The 1,948-nt window shown below is 68.7% G+C and carries 1 protein-coding gene and 2 pseudogenes; all 3 read left to right on the forward strand.

Features of this window, described 5'->3' with window-relative positions:
- Nucleotides 1–178, forward strand: a pseudogene (locus tag BN903_RS18220) (glycosyl transferase family 2); the annotation flags it as partial.
- 102 nt (nt 179–280) lie between these two features.
- Nucleotides 281–1,100 (forward strand): annotated as a pseudogene (hisF, locus tag BN903_RS13930) (imidazole glycerol phosphate synthase subunit HisF).
- Between the two features lie 84 nt (nt 1,101–1,184).
- The gene (locus BN903_RS13935; protein ID WP_048078304.1) at nt 1,185–1,373 is read left to right on the forward strand and encodes a hypothetical protein; all 189 of its coding nucleotides are present in this window, start codon (nt 1,185–1,187) and stop codon (nt 1,371–1,373) included.
- The last annotated feature ends 575 nt before the right edge of the window (nt 1,374–1,948 follow it).

A 1,948-nucleotide genomic window follows, 5' to 3' on the forward strand; every position in this document is an offset into this window, starting at 1 on the left:
GTTGGGCCTCACCGGCGGGAGCTCCGACGGACTGGTCGCGCGGCGGCGGGACCGGAGCCCCGCGCGGAACCCGAACGGTGTCTCGACGCGCGCGGACCGCGCTGTCGCGAAGTACGACAGGCGGGAGCAGTCGGGCGGGACCGAGGCGGCGACGACCGAGATCGACGACGCCGAGTGAGGTCGCGTCCGTGGCCCCCGACGAGTAGTGGCGCGTTCGCGGCCCCCGACGAGCGCGCCCCGCGCCTTTTAACCCGGCCGACGGCCAACGCTCCGGCAACGAATGGGACTCACGAAGCGCATTATCCCCTGTATCGACGTCGACCTCGACGAGGAGGGCGACGCCGCGGTGTACACCGGCGTCAACTTCGAGAACTTGGAGTACACCGGCGACCCCGTCGAGCTGGCGAAGAAGTACAACGCGGCGGGGGCGGACGAGTTCGTCTTCCTCGACATCACCGCCAGCGCGGAGGGCCGCGAGACGATGCTCGACGTCGTCAACGCGGTCGCCGACGAGTGTTTCATCCCGCTGACGGTCGGCGGGGGGATCCGGACGAAGGCGGACATCAAGGAGACGCTCCGGGCGGGCGCGGACAAGGTGTCGATCACGACCGGGGCCCTCGAACGCCCCGAACTCATCGAGGAGGGCGCGGCCGCGTTCGGCAGCCAGTGCATCGTCATCTCCGTCGACGCGCGGCGGCGGTACGACGACGGCGGCGAGCACTTCTACGAGGACGAGGACGGCGAGACGGTGTGGTTCGAGTGTACGAAGAAGGGCGGCCGCGAGGGCACCGGGATCGACGCCGTCTCGTGGGCGCAGGAGGCCGAGGAGCGCGGCGCGGGCGAGCTGTTCGTCAACTCCATCGACAAGGACGGGACGAAGGACGGCTACGACGTGCCCCTGATGAAGGCGGTCGGCGAGGCGGTGTGACCCCCTCAGTCGCCTCCTCCCGGCTGCGGGAGCCCCGAGGACATGTACGACGGTGTTCACCGAGGCGAACGCGGACGCCGGGCTGGCGGCCTCCATCTTCCACTTCGGCGACTACTCCATCGAGGAGACGAAGGCGTACCTCGACGAGCGCGGCGTCCCGGTCAGGCGCTGACGGAGCGTTCACTACCTTCGTAGTGTTCCTTTTTCAGCGGTCGAAACCAACAGTTATTATCAGACGGAGCGCGAATCGTGACGTATGTCCACGTCCACGTCATCCGCACGTGTTCGCGACGGGTCGCCGGAACTCGTCTGTAAACGGACCGATGACGACGACGGCACCGGCGAGGTGACGTTCTTCGAGCGGGACGTCGACCCGGACGAGCGGACGACCCGGTGGGTCACGGTCCGCGAGTCCGACTGCGTTCCGCGCGACGAGTGGCGATAAAACCGGTCTTTTCGCGGTTTCGGTGTGTATGTGTGACTCGTCGGTCGTGACCGGATAGCGGCTGCTTTCGAATCCCCGAACGTTCATTCATACGCGGCCGTTCTCGTCACGACCGAGACCGCCGAAGCCCCAGCCGCGAGGAGTCGATGCGCTCGTTGCGCGCTTCGGTCGCTCACTTCGTTCGCTCCCTCCAGTGCTTACGTCGCGCGTCTTCCTCCTCGCGGCAGCGAGGCGCTACGCGCCTCGGGCAGCCGGCGGCGAAGCCGCCGGCGACTGCCCCTTCGATTCCCGCCCGACAGCTCCGCACCACAACCTCACGCCTCCCCAGCCTCGTCGACCGGTCTCCGCGTTGCTCCGACCGGTCGACTCCCTCGCGCGGTGCTCCTCGCGGTCGCCGCTGGCGACCGCTCGGAGGCACGCGCCACCGCACTTGTTCGTTTATAAGTAGCCGTCCCGTGTTCGGTCAGTCGTCCGCGGCGGCGCGGTCGGCGAACTGCGGGAGTTCGTCGTCGAGCAGCGCGACGGTCGCAGCCGGATCGCGTGCGGCCAGCCGAGCGGCGTCGCGCTGTCGGGCG

Source organism: Halorubrum sp. AJ67 (genome assembly GCF_000513435.1).